At 65.5% G+C, this 18,898-nt stretch carries 17 protein-coding genes; 15 read left to right on the top strand and 2 right to left on the bottom strand.

From position 1 onward, the window contains the following. From H7007_RS09980 to H7007_RS09910, 15 genes are all read left to right on the top strand, one after another. Positions 1-341: CoA-transferase (locus tag H7007_RS09980; protein ID WP_350340642.1), on the top strand; the 341-nt coding region annotated here is incomplete at its 5' end. A 186-nt stretch (positions 342-527) separates the two neighbouring features. Next, the gene (locus H7007_RS09975; protein WP_287155101.1) at positions 528-1,949 is read left to right on the top strand and encodes an MmgE/PrpD family protein; all 1,422 of its coding nucleotides are present in this window, start codon (positions 528-530) and stop codon (positions 1,947-1,949) included. Positions 1,950-1,982: 33 nt separating this feature from the next. Continuing rightward, complete coding sequence (locus H7007_RS09970) at positions 1,983-3,149, top strand: acyl-CoA dehydrogenase family protein (RefSeq protein ID WP_287155099.1); 1,167 nt, start codon at positions 1,983-1,985, stop codon at positions 3,147-3,149. A 51-nt stretch (positions 3,150-3,200) separates the two neighbouring features. Beyond that, positions 3,201-3,638 carry a hypothetical protein gene (locus H7007_RS09965; RefSeq protein ID WP_287155097.1) on the top strand — a complete coding sequence of 146 codons (438 nt, stop codon included), beginning with the start codon at positions 3,201-3,203 and terminating at the stop codon, positions 3,636-3,638. Between the two features lie 596 nt (positions 3,639-4,234). Continuing rightward, positions 4,235-4,477: a hypothetical protein gene (locus H7007_RS09960; RefSeq protein ID WP_287155095.1), complete on the top strand. Its 243-nt coding sequence runs from the start codon at positions 4,235-4,237 to the stop codon at positions 4,475-4,477. Positions 4,478-4,495: 18 nt separating this feature from the next. Continuing rightward, positions 4,496-4,990, top strand: a complete 495-nt coding sequence (locus tag H7007_RS09955; RefSeq protein ID WP_287155094.1) for a uroporphyrinogen decarboxylase family protein — start codon at positions 4,496-4,498, stop codon at positions 4,988-4,990. An 18-nt stretch (positions 4,991-5,008) separates the two neighbouring features. Next, the gene (locus tag H7007_RS09950) at positions 5,009-5,659 is read left to right on the top strand and encodes a cobalamin B12-binding domain-containing protein (protein ID WP_287155092.1); all 651 of its coding nucleotides are present in this window, start codon (positions 5,009-5,011) and stop codon (positions 5,657-5,659) included. Between the two features lie 424 nt (positions 5,660-6,083). After that, complete coding sequence (locus tag H7007_RS09945; RefSeq protein ID WP_287155091.1) at positions 6,084-7,292, top strand: acyl-CoA dehydrogenase family protein; 1,209 nt, start codon at positions 6,084-6,086, stop codon at positions 7,290-7,292. A 135-nt stretch (positions 7,293-7,427) separates the two neighbouring features. Then, on the top strand, positions 7,428-8,696 hold the full coding sequence (locus H7007_RS09940; RefSeq protein WP_287155090.1) for an acyl-CoA dehydrogenase family protein: 1,269 nt from the start codon (positions 7,428-7,430) through the stop codon (positions 8,694-8,696). A gap of 22 nt (positions 8,697-8,718) precedes the next feature. Then, on the top strand, positions 8,719-9,201 hold the full coding sequence (locus H7007_RS09935; protein ID WP_287155089.1) for a hypothetical protein: 483 nt from the start codon (positions 8,719-8,721) through the stop codon (positions 9,199-9,201). 199 nt (positions 9,202-9,400) lie between these two features. Next, on the top strand, positions 9,401-10,996 hold the full coding sequence (locus H7007_RS09930; protein ID WP_287155088.1) for a hypothetical protein: 1,596 nt from the start codon (positions 9,401-9,403) through the stop codon (positions 10,994-10,996). Between the two features lie 5 nt (positions 10,997-11,001). Next, positions 11,002-12,240: a 2-hydroxyacyl-CoA dehydratase subunit D gene (locus H7007_RS09925; protein ID WP_287155104.1), complete on the top strand. Its 1,239-nt coding sequence runs from the start codon at positions 11,002-11,004 to the stop codon at positions 12,238-12,240. 61 nt (positions 12,241-12,301) lie between these two features. Further along, a complete protein-coding gene (locus H7007_RS09920) occupies positions 12,302-13,702 on the top strand; it encodes a 2-hydroxyacyl-CoA dehydratase family protein (RefSeq protein WP_287155086.1) in 1,401 nt (466 codons plus the stop codon). A 375-nt stretch (positions 13,703-14,077) separates the two neighbouring features. Beyond that, positions 14,078-15,703, top strand: coding sequence for a PocR ligand-binding domain-containing protein (locus H7007_RS09915; RefSeq protein WP_287155084.1), 1,626 nt, complete (start codon positions 14,078-14,080; stop codon positions 15,701-15,703). 226 nt (positions 15,704-15,929) lie between these two features. Beyond that, the gene (locus tag H7007_RS09910) at positions 15,930-16,622 is read left to right on the top strand and encodes a response regulator (RefSeq protein ID WP_287155083.1); all 693 of its coding nucleotides are present in this window, start codon (positions 15,930-15,932) and stop codon (positions 16,620-16,622) included. Between the two features lie 170 nt (positions 16,623-16,792). Here the strand turns inward: H7007_RS09910 and H7007_RS09905 are convergent, their stop codons facing one another. Beyond that, a complete protein-coding gene (locus tag H7007_RS09905; protein ID WP_287155081.1) occupies positions 16,793-17,926 on the bottom strand; it encodes a glycosyltransferase family 4 protein in 1,134 nt (377 codons plus the stop codon). Positions 17,927-17,928: 2 nt separating this feature from the next. After that, positions 17,929-18,702, bottom strand: coding sequence for an NAD+ synthase (locus H7007_RS09900; protein ID WP_287155080.1), 774 nt, complete (start codon positions 18,700-18,702; stop codon positions 17,929-17,931). Between the last annotated feature and the right edge of the window lie 196 nt (positions 18,703-18,898).

Genomic DNA, 18,898 nt, shown 5'->3' with positions numbered 1-18,898 from the left:
GGCGGCTGGCGGAGCGGGTGGACTTCATCACCACGCCGGGATACATCGACGGGCCGGGGGCCCGCGCCAAGTGGGGGCTCCCGGAGGACCAGGGGCCGGAGGTGATCATCACCAACAAGGCGGTGCTCCGATTCGACAAGGAGACCAAGGAGGCCTACCTGGAGTCCTACCACCCTGGGCACACTGTGGAGGAGATACTGGAGAACACGCCCTGGGATCTGAAGGTGGCCCCCGACGTTCGCGAGACGCCTCCGCCGACGGCGGAGGAGCTCCGGGCCATCCGGGAGATAATCGACCCCATGCGCATGATCACCATCTACCTCAAGCGGGGGTACGTGTGATGGCCCGCGAAGCGCAACCGGGGCCTTCACTGCCGGAAAGGCCGAGGGCGGAGAAGGGGCCAGAAAAGCCTTGGGAGGGACGGGAAAAACGTTCTCGCCGGGCTCCGGAGATGTCCGGCGTGGAGGCGTGGGGAAGCTGACGGTGGTGAAAGCGGGTTTTGCGGATCCCCCCGAAGAGTGGAGGGGATGGCGAGCAGAGTGAATTGCCCGCGGGGGAATAGAGGCGAGGGGGTGAGAGGGTTGGAGGAGACGCGGAGGCTGGCCGGGTTCTGCCGGAGCCTGAGGTGGGAGGACCTGCCGGAGGAGGTGCGAAAGCGGGCCAGGATATGCGCACTGGATTTCATAGCCAACGTCTATGGGTCCCTGGAGCTCGCCGAGGTCAGGGCGGTGGCGGAGTTCGTCCGCTCCCTGCGCGCCGCCCCGGAGGCCGCGGCGCTGGCCTGCGGTTACCGCACGGCGGCTCCTCTCGCCGCCCTGGTCAACGGCACACTGGCGGAGTCCATCGAGGCCCAGGACGGGCTGCGCTACGGCGGCAACCATCCGGTCTCGGCGGTCATGCCCGCCGCCCTGTCCGTGGCCGAGGCGGAGGGGAGGACGGGAAGGGAATTCCTGGAAGCGATGGTCGCCGGCTATGAGGTGGCCAACCGCGTGGCCAGCGCGGTGCATCCCCTGCACACCCTGTCCGGGTTCCTTCCCACCGGGACCTGCGGGACCTTCGGGGCCGCGGCCGCCGCGGCCCGGCTGCTGGACCTGGATGAGGAGGGGACGCTGCACGCCCTGGGTATCGCCGGCTACCTGGCGCCCCTCTCCATGGCCGAGGCCCTCATGGGGGGCTTCACGGCGAAGATACTGCAGGGAGGGCAGGGAGCCCTGGCCGGGGTCTCCGCGGCCTACCTGGCCCGGGCGGGCATCACCGGGCCGCCCTACGTGCTGGAGGGTTCGGAGCTCAAGGGCGGCTTCACCCAGATAACCGTGCGGGGGGAGCCCAACCTGGAGAGGATCACCGAAGGGCTGGGGCAGCGTTACACCATCCTGGACATGTATCTCAAGCCCTATTCCGCGTGCCGCCACACCCACGGGGCGGTCCAGGCCCTCCTGGAGCTCCTCGAGGAGCGGGAGGTGGGGCCCGCGGAGGTGGACAGGGTGGAGGTCTACACCTACGGCATGGCCGTGGTGGCGGTGGGCAAGGGGCTTGGGGAGAACGAGACCTTCGTCTCCGCCCAGTTCTCCATCCCCTACGTGGTGGCCGCGGCTCTCCTGGACCGCGAGCTCGGTCCCCGGCAGCTGACCGCGGAGAGGCGAGGCGACCCCGTCCTTCGGGAGCTCATGTCCAGGGTGGAGGTGAAACTGGACGAGGACCTGCAGAAGGTGTACCCGGAGAAGACGGCCAGCCGCGTGGAGCTCTCCCTGCGGGACGGCACGCGCCTGGTCCGCCAGGTGGACATCCCCAAGGGGGACCCCCGCGACCCCATGGGGGAGGAGGACGTGAAGGGAAAGTTCTTCCGTTTCGCCGGGGAGAGGGACAGGCGGCGCCTGGAGGAATTGGCGGAGCTGATACTGCGGTTGGATGAAGTGGAAGACCTTGGCAAGATGACCGATATGCTCTGAGGCAGCCCGATACGGAGCAGGAAAGGAGTGAAGATGGACTTCAACCTGAACGAGGAGCAGAAGCTGCTGGTCGAGACCATCCGGTCCATGGGGGAGCGGGAGAACTTCAAGCAGCTGGCCATGGAGATAGACGCCAAGGCCGAGTTCCCCCACCACCTGATGAAGAAGTTCGCGGACATGGACCTCCTGGGGATGACGCTTTCCCCGGAGTACGGGGGAGGAGGGGCACCGGCCATAAACGCCATCCTGGCCATCGAGGAGCTGGCCAAGTTCAGCCCCATGATCGCCGCCCCGGTCTTCGAGTCCAACGTGGGGGCGGTACGGGTCATCGACCTCTTCGGGACGGAGGAGCAGAAGCGGGCCATCATCCCCGGGGTCTGCCGGGGGGAGCTGAGCGTGTCGGTGTGCATGACCGAGCCCGAGGCCGGGTCGGACCTCACCTCGCTCAAGACCTTTGTGGTGGAGGACGGGGACGACCTCATCCTCAACGGCCAGAAGGTGTTCGTCACCGGCGGCGGGGAGGCCAGCCACTACCTGGTGTACACGCGTTTCGGGGACACCCCAGGATACAAGGGCATCGGGGGGATAATCGTTGAGGCGGGCATGCCCGGCTTCTCCTTCGGAAAACAGGAGGAGTTCATGGGCCTGCGGGGCATGCCCTCCTGCGACCTCATCTTCGAAGACGTGCGGGTGCCCAAGAAGAACGTGGTCCTTCCGGCCGGGGAGTTCAGCAAGCTCATGCTCACCTTCGACATCGAGCGCTGCGGGAACGCCGCCATGTGCCTGGGAGTGGCGGGGGGCGCGCTGGAGGAGGCCAAGGCCTACGCCATGGAGCGAAAGGCCTTCGGGCGCCCCATCTGCGAGTTCCAGGACGTCCAGTTCATGATCGTGGACATGGCCATGAAGCTGGAGGCGGCGCGCCTGCTGGTCTACCGGGCGGCCTGCGGGGCGGGCCAGGGGTTGCCCTCCGTGTACGAGGCCTCCCTGGCCAAGTGCTTCGCCAACGAGATGGTGGTGGAGGTCACCAACGCGGCCATGCTGGTCTTCGGGGGTTACGGCTACAGCAGGGACTTCCCGGTGGAGAGGATGGCCCGGGACGCCAAGGCCTGGAGGGTGGCCGGCGGCACGGTGCAGATGCTGCGCATCACCCTGGCCAGTTTCCTCTTCGGGAGGCGCTTCGACCAGCGGCCCGGCAGGTGAGGATTCGGGAAGAGACGGCGGACGACAGGTGTGAGAGAAGGGGGGTTGCGCATGGGAAAATATTACAGGGACGCGGAGCAGCTCTACGAGATCTACGGGTACTTCCTGGACAAAGTGCTGCGCGACGAGAAGATCGGACCCAAGATGGCCAAAGCGGGCATCATCATCAAGTTCATCTACACCGACCCCGACGCGGAGATAACCATCGACCTCAAGAACCCTCCGGCGGAGGAGGGGCGTTACGGCACCTTCTACCTCGGGCCCTGTGACCTCAAGGAGGACGTGTGGTCCAAGCAGGAGGCCGACTTCTCGCACAGCTTCTGGCACGGCAGGGAGAACCCGGTGGCCGCGGTGACCAAGGGGAAGATAAAGCAGGGGGGCAAGATAACCGCCATGCTCAAGCTTTTACCGGTGGTGCGGCCGGCCTTCGACCTCTTTCCCAAGGTCCTGGAGGAGATGGGCTACGGGGACAAGGTCATCCGCGACTGACCCGTGCAGAAGTGAGCGGCTCCCACTCGGAAGCGGTTTATGGAAGGGGCATTTTCGGTCGGAGCGGCCCACGAGGGCGCCTAAGGGATGCGCCGCCGCCGAGCGTCACGCCAGGGGTTAAAGTCGCTCGAGACGATGAGGGCGGTCGAGTTGAAATCAAGGGCCGGAAAGCGAGGGAGGTCGGAACGAGAGCCGCTGGACCGTAAAGAGTCCCGTGAGCCAAGCCCCGCGCAGGAACGCCGTAAGATGGCGGGCGGTGGATGGGATGCCGAGAGAGGACCATGCTGGAAGAATGTTACAGACCGCGGAAGCAGGGCCAGAGGACAACTCCGTAGAGGGAGCGTATAAAGGGGCAGGGCTTAAGAGGTTCACCCGTGTTGTGGAGGTGGTCAAAAGCGTGAGGTGCCTGGCGCCGTTCTCGAGGCGACCAGCCTCCCGCCGGGCGGGGAGGCGAGCGTATGAGCCGTCCAGGGGACGGTTCCACACCAATCCTCATGGCCCTTCCGGCCTGTGAATGAGCCGTGAGAAGGGGGTAGGAAGGCGACATGTCCATGTACCCACGGTTCCGGGGACACCCGTTAAGACCGAGCGAGGGGATGCTCCGCGCCGCGGCGGGCCTGTTCCGCCTGCACGGAAAGCTGGGGGAGCTCCTTCCCCTGGAGAGGGTGCTCTGCGCGGTCTTCTTCAAGGAGCCCGACCGGGTTCCCGTGACCCATTTCCTCCTGGGGGCCGCTCGCCGGCTGACTGGAATATCCTACCAGAAGTTCTCACGCCACCCCGAATCGGCGGCCGAGGCTTACCTGGCCGCAAGCGAGATCATCGGCGGGGACGTCCTGTAAGCGGCCATCGATCTCTCCGTGGAGGCCGCCGATTTCGGGCAGGAGATGGTGTACCCCGATGACAGCACCGCCCACCCCGACTACACCCGTCCACGCATATCAGCGGTAGAGGATTACGAACGCCTGGAGCCCTTCGACCCACGCAGGTCCCCGCGCATGGGGATGTGCATCAGGATGGGGGAACTGCTCTCCAGGAAAGCGCGCCTGCGCTACCCGGTGATCGGTTTCGTCTTCGGGCCCCTGGGGGTGCTGGTCATGAGGCGGGGCGCACAGCGGCTGTTCATGGACTGCCTGAGATACCCGGAGAAGGTAAAGGCGGCCCTGGATGTGGTGACCGAGGTACTGGTGGACTACGCCCGGGCCTTGTGCGACGCAGGGGTGGACTCGGTGATGCTGGACACCCTTTTCGCCTCCCAGTCCGGGGTGTCCAGGGCGATGTGGGTGGATATGGAAGGCGTGTACGCGCGGCGTATCGCGGAGGAGTATGGAAAATATCCCCTGAGGGAGGGATAGCCTGTGGATGGCTCAGGGATGAAGGAATCGCTGGATGCCCTGGCGCGGGCGGTCATGGAGGGCCTGGAAGAAGAGGTCGTGGCGAGGTGCCGGAAATCCCTGGAGGGAGGAGTGGAACCCCGGGAAGTCCTGAGAGGGGGACTCTGCCGCGGGATGCGCCTGGCGGGAGAACTCTACGAGAGGCACGAGTACTTCCTCCCGGAGCTCCTCCTGGCCTCGGAGGCCATGCAGGCGGGGATGCACGCCGTGGCCCCGGCCTTGCGACCTTCCGAGAGCGCCGAGGGGGAGGGTGCGACGGTCGTCCTGGGTGTGGTGAAGGGCGACGTGCACGAAATAGGGAAGAACCTGGTAAAAGTGATGCTCGAGGCCGAGGGCTTCCGGGTGGTGGACCTGGGAGTCGATGTTCCTCCGGAGAGGTTCGTAGAGGAGCTGCATAAAAGAGGAGCGGCGATACTGGCGCTTTCCACCATGATGACCACAACCCTTCCGGCCATGCGACGGACGGTGGAGCTGGCCCGGGAGACTGAGCCATGCCCCCTGGTGATCGTGGGAGGCGCACCTCTCACTCCTGCCCTGGCCGCCGACCTGGGGGCGGACGGTTACGGCGAGAGCGCCGCCTCGGCCCCCTCCATCATCCGCGCACTTGTGGGGTCGGGTCCCGAATCCTGATTCGCCCTGGTTCTCTACGGCCATGGTCCTCCTGAAGCGTCACCTTTCGCCTGAGGATATCGGGATCGGAGAGATGCGGGGTCGGTCCCGTCCGCGGGCATGGAGAAGGGCTGGCAATACGCCTTTTTCGGGGACGCTAGAGAGCCGGTCCAGCCGACCCTCCGAGAAGAGGCCGAGAAAAAGGACCCGTCATCTCGCCCGCCGGAAAGAGGGTGATTGGAGCGGGGGTCCGTCTGGGTGAGAACCCCCGGGAGGGAAGGGGGTTATCCCTTATTGCCCGGGGAGGGAGCCGGGCATATCATTGCTGTACGGATGACCGCTGTTTGTATGTAGGGGTAGATTTTCCGCCCGCACCGGCTGCTCGACAAGGAAGAAGGACTGAGCTCTATCGTTTATCTGGACGGTTCGGGAATAGGAGGTTCTCATGGGAAACAGCTACTCTTTCCCCTTCCTCTGCGAGTGGGCGACGGAGATGGACCTCTCTCTGGCCGAAAACCTTAGGGAGTGGGCGGAGAACGAGGTCATGGCCAGGCGCCTGGAGCTCAAGGAGGACTATCAGGGGCTGCTGGAGCCGGCCATACGCAAGCTCTTCCTGGAGGTAGGCCTGCAGCGGCTCTTCTGGCCGGAGGAATACGGCGGGGACGGGCACAACCTTCCCTCGGCCGCCGTCACCGCGACCGCCGCCCTGGAACAGGTGGCGCGGGGGGACGTGGGCATCGCCTTCCTCCTCTCCTGCCTCCTCGCTCTGCAGAGCGCAGTGGCCATGGAAGGAGAGGTCAAGGAGGAGATCTGCTCCGCCCTTCAGGAAATAATTACCAGCAAAGATGATCCGGCCCTGGTCTCGCTGGTGCTTCCCCTGTACCGCGACGAGCCGCAGGCCACGGCCCGGGCGGCCAAGGGAGGCTGGACGGTGGAGGCCGCTTCCGCCCGGCCCCTGGCCTGCGGGGCGAGCGCCAGCTTCTTCGGGGTCCTGTGCGCGCTTGAGGGTTCGGAGGACGGGGTGGGGCTGTTGGTCCTACCCGGAGGGACAAAGGGCCTAAAGCGGGGGGAGGCTATCAAGCGTACCGGTTTGGCCGTCGACCGCCATGCGGAAGTGACGCTGGAGAAGGTGAAGGTCTCGGAAGGGATGTGCGCCGCTAGGGGGCCGGAAGCCTGCCGCGCCTTTCTGGCCTGGCTTTATATGGGAATATCTGCCAGCAATGTAGGGGCGCTCTTCGCCTCTTACGAGATACTCCGCGAGTGGGGCGACAACCGGGTCATCAAAGGGAGAGGCAACATCTTCAAGGAGAACCCGCTCACCGCCTCGGTGATGGCCGAGGTGGCCCAGGACACGGCGCTCTCCCGCATGCTCACCTGGAACCTGGCCCGCATGCTCTCCGAGCCCGGCGTGTACGGTCCGGCGGGCGCGGAGGACAACTACGTGACCGCGCTGATGGTGGCACACCACGTCTCCCAGGCTGCGGAGAGGGCCATCAACCGCTCCATGGAGATGATGGCCTCGGCGGGATACGCCAAGGAGTGGAACCTGGAGCGCTACTGGCGGGACGTCAAGACCATGCAGCTCTGCCTGGGGCCCTATGAGCTGGCGAAGATGGATGTGTCCCGCTTCTTCTACCACGCGAAAGGCCTGTGAGGCCGTTCTCGAAAACGGGGCGGACACGGTGGCGAAGCGGATGCGGAAGGGCGCCGGACCGGCGGAGGGTATGGGTCCATGGAGCCCGGAAGAGCCGGTACCGGGCCGTCAAGAGAAGATTGGGAGGAACTGGAAATGAGGACCATAGACGATTTCACCCGGCCGCTTGAATACCTCTCTCCCCTTGACGATCCCCTGGGGATGATCGTCCGCGAATGGGCGGAGACCTGGGTCATCCCCCACCGCCGGCGCTTCGACGAGGACTGGAAGGAGCACCGGCTCATCGAGCCCGCCTTCAAGCGGCTCATGGGGGAGCTGGGACTTCAGAGGGTTCTCTTCCCCGAGGACCTGGGGGGATGGGGCCTGGGCCGCTCCAATTACGCCGGGACTTCCTCCTACCGCCTCTTCGAGGAGGTGGCCCGCGCCGATTCGGGGATGGCCGTGGCCTTCGGGGTGGTCTTCTGGCCCCTGGTGATGATCTGCATGGAACCCCACGTCAACCGGCAGCTGTGCGAGGAGTTCGCCCCCATCTTCTGCTCCACCACCGAGCCGCGTTTCGCGGCCAACGCCATGACCGAGCCCCAGGGCGGAGCGGACATAGAGAACATGGAGATCGTCAAGGGTTCCACCATCCAGACCACGGCGGTCCTGGACGGGGACGAATGGGTGATAAACGGCCACAAGCTGTGGCCCACCAACTCCGGCGGGGTCTGCGACCTCTTCGGGGTGGTGTGCACCACTAATCCGGGGTCCGAGGACCCCAACGACTTCGCCTTCATCTTCGTCCCTGCGGACACCCCCGGGGTGACGCAGGGCCCTCCATACGAGAAAGCGGGAATGGCGGCGGACAAGAACGGGGACATATGGTTCGAGAACGTGCGGGTCCCCAAGCACTACCGGGCGCACGGCCCCGGTCTTGACCTCCTCTACTTCAAGGAGGTCATCACCTTCGGGAACCTGGGGAGCATCGCCTTCGTGGGGGGCTCCATGATGAACGTCTACGAGAGGCTCTACCAGTTCGTGAGCGAGGAGACCTACAGGGGGAAGCCCCTGAAGGAACACGACGCGGTGGCCGGAGCCCTGGCGGACATCGCCAGGGACATCGAGATAATCCGTATCGTGGGTTACCAATACGCGCGCATGGTGGACCGGCCGGACCTCTACGGGCCGCGTTGGAGCGAGGAGATGGTGGCCAAGGGGAGGGCCTACAAATACTGGGCCTGTGACCGGGCCGTGGAGGACGTGGGCCGGGCCATGAACATCATGAGCTTCTACGGGGCGGACCGGGACTGGGACGTGGAGAAACACTGGCGGGACCTGAAGATCGTGCAGCTCTGGATGGGAGGAAAGCAGCTCTGCCAGGCGGAGGTGGCACGCTGGTTCTTCGATTGCCGGACCCTGTGAGAGCGGAGGCAGGTGAGGGAAGATGAAGGAGACTGTCTCGCCGAGGCCGGCTCCGGCGCGGGGCATCCCCGAGGCTTCAAGGGCTACAGAGGGGCTGGGGGAAAGGCTTTTGCGGCGCCTTATAAAGAGTCCCAAGTTCAAGTCAAGCTTGAAGATCCTGGTCAACGCCATCGATGAGGAGAACGCCCCCGGCTTGGTAAGGGCCCTGATGTGGGAGGACGTGGAGACCTTCATGGGGGCGGCCAGCGCCCTGCCCAGAGCGGTCAACTTTGCCGTCCGCGCCGTGGAGGAGATGGTTGCGCAGCTCAACGCCTTCCCCCCGGAGATGCTCCTGGCCTTCCTCTCCAGGCTGGCGGCGGAAGTGGACTTCGAGGCCCTGGAAAGGACGGCGGAAGAGGCCAGGCTGCTCCTGGAAAAGCTCGCTCCCGTCTTGGAGGGATTGCGCGGGCGAATGGCGAGCGCGGTAGGTGCGGGGTCCCCAGGGAGGGAGGAGGAAGGGGTATGAGTCGGCTCCCGCATCTTGCAGGGGCATGATTGGCCCGGTGGGTGCGTCGATAAAACAATAAACCTTTACTATAAGTTGATTATAAATGGGTATTAGGAGTTCTCGGGTGGAGGACAGTGGAGAAAATCTCGACCTAGCTAAAAGGAAACGGGGCAGCGAGAGCGGCGCTTTCTTGGATGGTGGAGGAGGGTGAGGGGTAATGGAAGATATTAAAGGTAAAGTAGAGGTAAATATAAATGAAGAAGACAGCTCCTCGGAGTCCGTCCTGGCAGGAATGATACGTGAGCTCATCCGCTCGCCCGGGTTCAAGGAGCTGGTGAACATCCACCTGCGGGACATGGACCCCGCCTCGGCAGGGGAGGCGGTGAGGGCCTTCCTCTGGGAGGACGTGGGATTCTCCATGGGGCTTTTGGGCAGTGCCCCCAAGGTGGCCAACTGGCTTGCGGAGGCTCTGGTGGAGCTGGGGGTGCAGCTCAACAACTTCACCCGGGATATCCTCCGCGACTTTCTGGTCCGTATGGGCAGGGAGCTGGATCTGGAGAAGGTGAAAGCCATCCCCGGAGCCTACGCGCCACTGCTCAACGAGCTGCTCCTCGAGGACCGCGAGGCCCTCGACGCCCTGCTGGGGGGGCTGGGCTCCCTCGCGGAGTCGGTGCTGAAGGCGGTGGGACCGGCCTTCAAGAAGGTGGGGAACACGGCAGATTTCGGAAAGGTCAGGGTGGGCCTCACGGAGCATTTCGAGAGGCGTCGTCGGGAACTCCAGGGGGAGCCGCCTCTCGCCAATCCCGTGGCCCTCTCCAACCTGCTGGGAGTGGTCCCCCCTCTGGTCAACTACCTGATCAGGGTGCTCACCCGCACACTGGAGGGCATGAAACTCCCCGCGGAGATACTGGCCAACGCCGTCTTCCAGCTCCTGGAGGACATCGACCAGGCGGAGGTCGGGGGGCTGGTGAACGCCCTCTCCGATTTCGTGGCCACACTGCACCGGGGGAACATGTTGCTGGGGAGGGACGAGCCGCGTTTCAAGGAGGTGCTGCGGCGCGTGAGCCGGCGGACGGTGGACGCAGTGGACGGCGAGAAGCTGCGCGAAGCCCTGGTGGCCCTTGGCGAGGACGGCAAAGTGGTGGGCGAGGTGGTCTCCGAGTACCTCTACGCCGACACGGAGGCCACGGCACGGGTGGCCGGCGTCCTCTATGCCGCGGTAAACGCCGCTCTACGCGGCACGGCGGAGTTCCTTCGCCACTTCGCCGAGCTACCCCCGGAAGGGATGGAGCGCATGGTGGCCCATTACCGGGAGGCTTTCCGGCCCCGGGAAGCGGCCAGGGTGGTGAACTACAACGCGGCCATCCTCAACAAGGCCTTCCGGGTGGCCCCGGACCTCGCGGGCGAGACCCTCGGCGAGTTCCTCGCCGCACTGGACAGGGAGCAGACATCCGCGGCGGGGAAGGCGTTGTTCCTCAAGTTCCGGGACGCGCTGCTCTCCGATCCGGGGGTCCAGGCCGCGCTGCAGCCGGAGGCCCTGGGCGAGAGGATCAACGCCGCCCTGGCCGCCTTCAACCGACGCCTTGGTGAGAACCCGAGTGCCGTAGCGGAGAAAGTTGTCCGGACCCTCAAGGCTGTGGACGGAGGGGAGCTGAGGCGGGCGGCGGCCGGATTACTCTACCCCCTGTTCGGGTCCCTGATGCGGGAGACGGATCTGGGGAAGAGGGTGTGGAAGGCGGCAATGGTCTCCGGCGGCGCCGTGGTGGGACTTCTGACCCTGCGATGGTTGGGTAAGCGGAGGAGGGGAGGGTGAGGGCCATGGAGGAACTGCAGCGGAAGCCCTCGGATGTTCATACCGACTACGTGCGGCGGTGGAAGGAGGGTGGAGGGAAGGTCCTGGGATACGCCTGCACGGCGACCCCGGTGGAGATCCTGGAGGCGGCGGGGGTCCTTCCCTACCGCATCAAAGCCTTCGGCCACCCGGAGACCGAGCTTGGAGACAGCTATCTGGCGCGTTTCAACTGCCGTTTTTGCCGCTCCTGCCTGCATCTTGGTCTGGACGGCACCTACGATTTCCTGGACGGCCTCATCGAGACCAACGGCTGCGACCACCTGCGGGGGATGTTCGAGAACTGGCAGTATGCCAGGAAGTATGACTTCTTCCACTACCTTAAGGTGCCCCACTTCGTGCGCCGGGATTCGCTGGAATATTTCACGGAGGAGTTGAGCCTCCTCCGCCTGGCCCTGGAGGAGCACTTCGGGGTAGAGATAACCGACGATGCCCTCCGGGAGGCCATCGGCACCATGAACCAGGTCCAGGCCGGGCTGAGGGAACTTTATGCCCTGCGGGAAGGGGGGGAGCCGCGCCTGAGCGGGGCGGAGGCGCTGCAGGTGATCTGCACCGGGTCCTCCATGCGCGCCGCCGACTTCCTCTCCCTCCTGGACCGCCTGGTGGAGGAGAGGTCGAGGAGGCCGGCGATCGGCGGGCGGGCCCGGCTGATCCTCCTGGGGAGTGCCACCGACGAGGTGGACCTGGTAGCGGAGATAGAGGACCAGGGAGCGCTGGTGGTGACCGACGCTCTGTGCTACGGTTCCCGTTCCTTCTGGGGCCGGGAGGGGGAGAGCGTGGAGGAACCCCTGCTCTACCTGGCCGAGAAATACCTGGGGAACCTCTTCTGCCCGCGCATGTTCACGGAGTATGAGCGGCGCCGGGACTTCGTCCTGGAGCGCGCAAGGCAGGCCAGGGTGGACGGAGCCATCATCACCTACAACAAGTTCTGCGACCTGCACGGAGTGGAATCCGTTTCCCTCCGCCAGGACCTGGAGAGGAACGGCATCCCGGTCCTGGTCCTGGAGAAGGATTATGGTTCGCCCGCGGACGCCGGGCGCATCCGGACGAGGGTGCAGGCCTTCCTGGAGAGGAACGGCATCCCGGTCCTGGTCCTGGAGAAGGATTACGGTTCTCCGGCGGATGCCGGGCGCATCCGCACGAGGGTACAGGCTTTCCTGGAGAGGATCGGGAGCGGAGCGGTGGAGAGGGCCGGTGCAGCTCGGTGAGGCTTTCTTTCCGGTGGGCCTTTCCGGCCGTCGCCGGATGGTGCGGAAGGGGGAATGAGCCATGGCCGTGAGACAGTTGAGGCCCTATGAGGGGCTCATCAACCGGGTCTACGAGATATTCTCCATCGTGGACCTGCTGCCCTATGAGATGAGCGACGAGGAGTTGGAGGGGGTGGCGCGGCTGCTCCCCTCCGACCTCCAGAAGACCATGCGCGCCTTCTTGGTCCCGCGCGTGCGGCGGGCGAGCCTGGATTTCCTGAAAGCGGTGAAGACCTGGCTGGACGGCGCCCACCGCGCCAAGCGGGAGGGGAGGAAGGTACTCCTGGTCCCCTTCAACTTCCCGCCGGAGATAGTCCACTGCTTCGAGGGCGCCTGGCCCATAACCAGCGAGGTCCTCTCCACCCTGGGGGTGGCCGCTCTGGAGGGGCAGGGGGAGAGATATTGGGACTACGCCATGGGGCTGGGGCTTCCCGACTTCGCCTGCTCGGCGAACATGATCGAGGTGGGCTCCTGCCTCACGGAATCCGACTTCACGCCGGACGCAGTGATCTCCGACTGCTTCGCCTCCTGCGACATCAACTCCAAGACCCACGAGTTCCTGGCCCGACACCTGGGCATCCCTCTCTTCTTCCTGGAGAAGACGGTGGACAACACAGAAAGGGGCATACGCCAGTATTACCGTTACTTCCATGCCCTCATCCGGGAGCTGGAGGAGTTCCTGGGGGAGGAGCTGGACGAGGAGCGCATGCGCCGGGTCATCGAGAACGCCAACCGGGCCACGGAGCTCTACTGGGAGCTGTGGGACCTGCACAAGTTCGCCCCCTGCCCGGTGCCCAACGCCTTCTCCCTCATGACCTACGGGATACGTTACACCATGTGGGGGACGGAGGAGGCGGTGAAGGTCATGCGGTCCATGGTGGAGACCTCCAAGGAGAGGCTGGAGAAGGGCGAGTACCCGGCGCCGGAGGAGGTGGCCCGCAGTCTCTGGACCTACACCAGCTACTATTTCGACATGGCCGGGCTCTTCAACTGGATGGAAGAGAACGGCATCACGCACCTTGGGGACGGGCTGGACCTCCTCTTTCCCCAGGTCATCGACACAAGCTCCCGGGAAACCATGCTCGAGGGTCTGGCGGAGATCGCCCGCAACATGCCCATGACCCGGCAGATGGGAGCCCCTTCCATGTCCGTACAGTGGCTGGAGGACATCACCTGGGCGGCCAGGGAACTGAACGCCGACTGCTGCATCTACTGCGGGCACCACAGCTGCAAGCAGACCTGGAGTGCCGCCTCCATGGTCCGCAACGAGCTCATGAAGCGGGCGGGGATCCCCACCCTCGTCCTGCAGGGCGACTCCTGGATAAGGCGCATGACCCCCATCGAGACCCTCCAGGAGCTCATCGAGGAGTTCGTGGACAACGTGGTGAGGAGGAAGGGGAGAAGGGCCGCGCGGGCGCGGTGACGAGGCCCCCGGCGGACAGGCCCTCCATTCCGTCCCCGGCACCCGCCGCGATCCCAGGGGAGGGCGGTAGGCGGGCGCCGTTCACCTCAACCCCACCCGGCCTATAATGGTCTTGGGCCCGCGCAGAGCGGCTCGGGCCTCCGGAGGCGGGCACGGTGCGCGTCGCAGGGATTGCAGCTCGGTTTTGGGATGGGCGCCCACGACTCCCTCGAGTGGAGCGCGGGGCGGGCTTTCATCGAGTGGAGCGTGGCGCGGGAGACGGGCCCGGGAGCCGCGGAGAACGCGGGCGCGGTTCCTTAATGGAAAGTGATGGAAGAAAATGCCAATGGGAGATAGGGTCGCACGGGTGAGCGGGCCCGCGATCTTTGCGGGAAGATGAGCGGGGAAGCGCAGAGGCTGCTGGAGGACCTGGCGGAGAGGCTTTTCGCGAGCCCGGAAAGCCCCATCCGTGCCGCCGTGGAGGCCCTGAAGGACGGGGCCTCCATAAAGGTCTGCGCCCCAGGAGGCTGTACCGCGGGGGTGAAGAGGGAGGGGAAGGTCTCCCTCGCCGATCCCTCCCTGGCCAGGCCCTTCATGGAGCTTCACTTCCTGGACCTCTCCGACGTGCGCGCCTTCGGGGAGGTGAGGACGGCCCGCGAATTCGGGGAGACCTTCCTTTCCCTGGTGAGGGCCGGGAGGTTGAGGCTGGAAATATTGGGTTCCTTCATGGAGCTCTGGAACCTGGGAGTAGGGCGGTTCCTTATGGGCGCCCACGTCCTCTCTCCCCCGGACGAGTACCGCAGGCTCATCGAGCCCCTCCGCCTGCGGGACATAGCCTTCACGGAGATACTGGACGTCGGTTACCTTCAGGAGCTGGTGGACGAGCTGGCGCGCATCACCGGGGTGCGCCTCTGGGTGCTGGACATGGACTGCATGCCGGTGGTGGTGAGCTCCACCGGAGGGGAGCACTGCCAGTTGATAATCGATTCCCTGGAGGGGGTCATGCGCTGTTACGGCTCGGCCGTCGGCGGCCTGGCCGAGCTGAGGAGGTCCATGGCTCCCCGGGTGCGCGTCTGCCATGCCGGCTTCATCTGTTTCGACGCCCCCCTCGTCCTGGGCGGGGAGATGGTGGGCATGATCAGCGGCGACGCCTCCCTTGCCGACCCCCCCGACGCGGAGAAGTACCGGAAGCTGGCCGAGGAGCTGGGCATCGACCCCGTTCCCCTCCTGGACTCGCTGAAGAAGGTGCGCACGGTGAGGCTGGAGGAGGTGGAGTTCCTCCTCTCCGTGGTCAACGCCCTGGCCCGTTCGGTCACCGAGATGAGCTACAAGCAGTTCGTGAACAAGCGGCTGAACCGCGAGCTGGAACAGAAGAACTTCGAGCTGCGCTCCCTCTTTCAGGCGGTCACCGAGATACAGGAGAGGGAGAGGGCGGCGGTGGCTCGTGACCTCCACGACGACACTGGCCAGCACCTCACCAACGCCCTGCTCAACCTGGAGATGGCCATGGGCGAGGAGGGGGTCCCGGAGGAGGCGCTCCGCCGCCTGCGCTCCGCGGCGGAGTCCATATCCCAGGTCATGGAGAAACTTCACGACCTGTCCGCCTCCTTGCACCCCCACATGCTGGACGACCTGGGGCTCCTGGAGGCCCTGCGCAACCTGGTGCGGAGGCTGAACGCCGACCACCCCATAGATTTCGGCCTGGTGGTCAGGGGCGAGGAGGGGGAGCTGCCCGCCGAGGTGAGGATAAACCTCTACCGCATCGCTCAGGAGGCCTTGGCCAACGTGGTAAAGCACTCCGGTGCCACCCGCGCCACGGTGTATTTCGGGAGGGACGGGGAGGGCGTCGACCTCCTGGTGACGGACAACGGGAAAGGTTTCTCCGACCACGCGGAGGACGGCAAGGTCCACCTGGGGCTGGTGAACATGAGGGAGAGGGCCTCCCAGGTGGGCGGGAGCCTGCGCATCTTCTCCGAGGAGAAGGGGGCCACGGTGGCCGTGCACATACCCCTCGAAGACTGAGGCCTCCGGCCGGTGTCAGGCGGGTGACCCTGGCGGCGAGAGAGATCCCGACGGGGGAGAGTCCGAGGAGCTTTCCCGGGGCCGGATGGAGGAGGCGCAGAAGGTGGCCGGGAGGCCTCGGGGGCGTGATGGAAGCGAGGAAGCAAGTGTGCGGCATGGGCCGGGAGGCGATGCGGGGGCAGTGACCGGCGCGGAAAAGGGAGGCGAGCTTCGGAGCGAGGAAGGGATGAAGGACGTGGAAGGAGGAGGGGCCCGGGAAGCGGGAGCGGGAGGAAAAGAGAAGGCGGGCGTAAGGATCCTCCTGGCCGACGACCACGCCATACTCCGCGAGGGTCTGGCTTCCCTCATGGAGAAACAGCAGGATATGGCGGTGGTGGGGGAGGCGGCTTGCGGGGAGGAATGCCTGGAGAAGGCGGACCTGCTGCGGCCGGACCTGGTGGTCATGGACATCAAACTCCCCGGCATGTCGGGCATCGAGGCCTGCCGGCTCCTCAAAGCCCGTTTCCCGGAACTGAAGGTCGTCATGCTCTCCATGTACGAGGACTTCGAGTACGTCCACCGTGCCCTGCAAGCCGGCGCCGACGGTTACATCCTGAAGAGGGCGGCAGGCTCGGAGCTGGTCAACGCGGTGCGCAGGGCGGCGCGCGGAGAGAAGGCCTTCAGCCCCCAGGTTCTGGAAATGATCGTGGCCTCCCTGCGCGAGGAGGGGCGCGCCCCGGGGGCGGGGCCCCTGGATTCCCTAACCTCCCGGGAATACGACGTCCTGGCCCTGATGAGCGAGGGGATGAGCAACAAGGACATCGCCGCCAAGCTGTTCATCTCCCCCAAGACGGTAGAGAAGATAATCTCCGGCATATACAGGAAACTGGGGGTGAGTTCCCGCACCGCGGCGGTCAAGGTCTTCTTGAGCGCGCAGTGAGGTTCGCCGGCAAACGGCGAGAGGAGGCCGGCTCGCGCGCTTGGAGGAGGGGAGATACTATCCGTCCGCGTCGCGACGGCCTGTCCGCGCGCTCTCCGCGTTCCCTTGCCCGGTCATGCGGCAAGGGTGAGGTCAGGCTCCGGTCCTGGTGGAGGATGGTGGTCGCCCGCTCACAGGCGGTAGGCGGAAAGGAGCTTGGCGTGCATCGACTTCTGGGTGAACTCACGGGAGACCTTGGCGAGTGCCCTCTCGGCGTATCTCCGCGCCGCCTCGGGGGTCTCCAGCAGGAAGGATATGGCATCGGCCAGCTCTTCCGGGTCCCCGTCCCTCACCAGGATGCCGTCCAGCCCGTCGTCGATTATCTCCCGGGGTCCCCGCACCCGGCAGGCGATGACCGGCGTTCCCGAGGCCATGGCCTCGATGAGCGTTACCCCGAAACCCTCGCGGCTGGAGGGGAGGACATAAAGGTCGAAGAGGCGATGGAGCCTCTCGGGGTCCGTGCGGTGGCCGGTTAGGATGAGCCGGTCCCCGAGGCCCAGGCGGGAGGCCGTCTTCGCCAGCCGCGCCGGCTCCCGGGGTTCGCGGGAAGCGTCACCCGCCAGCACCAGGTAGATGTCCGGATGTGAAGGGATGACCCTCCCCGCCGCTTGCAGCAACACCTCGAGGTTTTTCTCCCTGCGTATCTCCCCCAGGTACCCGATCACCACCGCGTTGGAAGGTATTCCCAGTTCCTCGCGCAGCCTGGTCTCCGCGCCGGGATGGAAGCGTGCCGTGTCCACGCCGTTGTGTATGAGCTTCGCCTGGTTCGGCGCCACGACCTTCCTCGCCGCCGCCAGGGCCAGGTCTTCGGAGTTGACGAAGATGACCAGGTGGCAGCGGCGGGCGGCGAAGCGCTCCGCGGCGATTACCAGGTTTTTCCGCAAAGCGGTGGAGCGGTGGGAGAAGTAGAAGCCGTTGCAGGTGTGGATTATCCTCGGGACGCCAGCCTTCCAGGCCGCCAGCCGCCCCAGGACCCCGTCCTTCGGGTTGTGGGTGTGCACGATGTCGAAACCCTCGCGGCGTATGAGGGACTTCAGCTCCCGGTAGCACCGTAGGTCGCGCAGGGGGGTCACGCGCCTGGTGAAGGGGATGTCGTGGACCGTCAACCCCGCCTCCTGCAGTGTCTCCGCGAATCCGGTGACCCGGCAGGCCACGTGTACGCTGTGGCCCCTATCCACCAGTTTTTGGAAAAAAGGGAGCAGATAGGGCGAGGCCGCGAAGCGGTCCAGGTTGCACACCTCCAGTATCTTCAGCTTCCGGGACACGGTCAGAGCTCGCAGTAAGGCGGCATGCGCCGCTTGAAGGTGGAGGCCTCGACCATAGATTTCACCTTGCGAACAGCCTGGGGGTCGAACCCCTCGCGCACCACCCTTTCCTCCGGGTACCCGAGGTCGTAGAGGTGATAGAGTATGAGGTCCGCCTCCTCGTAGGTTATGCCCATCTCTCCCTCGTCCGTCTGGCCTTCCCAGAGGTCGGCGGTGGGGGTCTTGTCTATTATCCGTGCCGGGACGCCGAGGAAGGCGGCCAGCTGCCTTACCTGGGTCTTGTACAGGCCTCCCAGGGGGGTGAAGGCGCAGGCCATGTCCCCCCAGAGCGTCGTGTAGCCCAGGAGGGCCTCGGTGCGGTTACCGGTTCCCAGCACCAGGGCGTCCAGGGCCGCGGACTGGTCGTAGAGCACGGCCATGCGGCAGCGGGCCATGAAGTTTCCGCGACGCTTGGGGTCCGCATCAGGAAATAACTGGAAATAAGCGTCCACCATGGGGGTGATGTCTATGCGGCGATGTTCGACGCCCAGTTCCCGGGCCACCAGCTCCGCGTCCTCCAGGGATTCGGGCCGCGTGGTGCGGTAGGGGAGGAGGAAGGCGGTGAGGTTCTCCCTCCCTAGGGCCCGCACGCCCAGGTAAGCGGAGACCGCGGAGTCGATACCCCCGGAGAGGCCCACCACCAGCCGGGTCTTTCCCGCCGCCGCCGTGCGTTCGCGGATGAAGTTGAGCAGACGGGGCAGGGCTTTTTGCGCCTCCAGTTCGGGCAGCTTCTTCATTCCGGACCTCCCTAGCTCGCCAACGCCTCACCCGTCGAGGGCGGCCGTAAAGTGCGGCCGCCGACAAGCCGGTTCCTCACCTCGGGTCATTCGCCTGAATCATATCATAAGGCCGAGTGGCTGGAGGTATAGGGATCGTATTGGAGCCGAGCCCGGGAGCGGAAAACGCTTCATGCCGCGCAACGCGAATGGGAGA

The sequence above is a fragment of the Candidatus Solincola tengchongensis genome (assembly GCF_015711935.1).
Lineage (GTDB): Bacteria > Actinomycetota > Geothermincolia > Geothermincolales > RBG-13-55-18 > Solincola_A > Solincola_A tengchongensis.
The sequence above is the reverse complement of the archived record's forward strand: the minus strand, read 5'-3'. Positions and strand labels throughout refer to the sequence as shown.

Bases quoted from the DNA above. Each gene is read 5' to 3' on its own strand.
- H7007_RS09940 (WP_287155090.1), top strand. From the start codon at position 7,428: ATGAGGACCATAGACGATTTCACCCGGCCGCTTGAATACCTCTCTCCC.
- H7007_RS09910 (WP_287155083.1), top strand. From the start codon at position 15,930: ATGAAGGACGTGGAAGGAGGAGGGGCCCGGGAAGCGGGAGCGGGAGGA.
- H7007_RS09965 (WP_287155097.1), top strand. From the start codon at position 3,201: ATGGGAAAATATTACAGGGACGCGGAGCAGCTCTACGAGATCTACGGG.
- H7007_RS09915 (WP_287155084.1), top strand. From the start codon at position 14,078: ATGAGCGGGGAAGCGCAGAGGCTGCTGGAGGACCTGGCGGAGAGGCTT.
- H7007_RS09925 (WP_287155104.1), top strand. From the start codon at position 11,002: ATGGAGGAACTGCAGCGGAAGCCCTCGGATGTTCATACCGACTACGTG.
- H7007_RS09900 (WP_287155080.1), bottom strand. From the start codon at position 18,702: ATGAAGAAGCTGCCCGAACTGGAGGCGCAAAAAGCCCTGCCCCGTCTG.
- H7007_RS09975 (WP_287155101.1), top strand. From the start codon at position 528: ATGGCGAGCAGAGTGAATTGCCCGCGGGGGAATAGAGGCGAGGGGGTG.
- H7007_RS09930 (WP_287155088.1), top strand. From the start codon at position 9,401: ATGGAAGATATTAAAGGTAAAGTAGAGGTAAATATAAATGAAGAAGAC.
- H7007_RS09920 (WP_287155086.1), top strand. From the start codon at position 12,302: ATGGCCGTGAGACAGTTGAGGCCCTATGAGGGGCTCATCAACCGGGTC.
- H7007_RS09960 (WP_287155095.1), top strand. From the start codon at position 4,235: ATGCTCCGCGCCGCGGCGGGCCTGTTCCGCCTGCACGGAAAGCTGGGG.
- H7007_RS09935 (WP_287155089.1), top strand. From the start codon at position 8,719: ATGAAGGAGACTGTCTCGCCGAGGCCGGCTCCGGCGCGGGGCATCCCC.
- H7007_RS09950 (WP_287155092.1), top strand. From the start codon at position 5,009: ATGAAGGAATCGCTGGATGCCCTGGCGCGGGCGGTCATGGAGGGCCTG.
- H7007_RS09945 (WP_287155091.1), top strand. From the start codon at position 6,084: ATGGGAAACAGCTACTCTTTCCCCTTCCTCTGCGAGTGGGCGACGGAG.
- H7007_RS09970 (WP_287155099.1), top strand. From the start codon at position 1,983: ATGGACTTCAACCTGAACGAGGAGCAGAAGCTGCTGGTCGAGACCATC.